At 63.3% G+C, this 607-nt stretch carries 1 protein-coding gene; it reads left to right on the forward strand.

What is annotated here, in order from left to right; translation table 11 throughout:
• Window positions 1-68 precede the first annotated feature (68 nt).
• The coding region (locus CH278_RS15710) for an MBL fold metallo-hydrolase (RefSeq protein WP_094622359.1) at window positions 69-607 on the forward strand (539 nt) is incomplete at its 3' end.

Consider the following 607-nt stretch of genomic DNA (forward strand, 5'->3'; position numbering starts at 1 on the left):
CTCGGTGATATCGAGGCGGCGTTCGAGAAGATGCATCAGGGCACGGTGCTGCGTTCGGTGGTGGTCCTGTGAGCGGGCAGTTGCGGGTCGAGAAGGTGGTCACGTCGGGGACGTTCGCGCTCGATGGTGGCGAGTGGGAGGTCGACAACAACATCTGGTTGGTCGGTGACGACGACGAGGTGGTGATCGTCGATGCTGCGCATACGGCCGGTCCGATCGTCGATGCGGTCGCCGGTCGTGCTGTGCGGGCGATTGTCTGTACGCATGGTCACAACGATCATGTGACGGTCGCGCCGCAGTTGTCGGGGGAGTTGGATGCGCCGATTCTGTTGCATCCGGCCGATGATGTGTTGTGGGAGCAGACGCATCCGGGCATCGGTCATTCGGTGCTCGAGGACGGTCAGCGGATCACCGTCGCGGGGACGGAGATCGTGGCGTTGCATACTCCCGGTCATTCGCCGGGGTCGAGTTGTCTGTATCTGCCCGAGGCCGGTCAGTTGTTCTCGGGGGACACGTTGTTCTCCGGTGGGCCCGGTGCGACGGGTCGGTCGTATTCGGATTTCCCGACGATCATCGGCTCGATCCGGGATCGGTTGTTCGCGTTGCC

The sequence above is a fragment of the Rhodococcus sp. 05-2254-5 genome, from assembly GCF_002258575.1.
GTDB classification, from domain to species: domain Bacteria; phylum Actinomycetota; class Actinomycetes; order Mycobacteriales; family Mycobacteriaceae; genus Rhodococcoides; species Rhodococcoides fascians.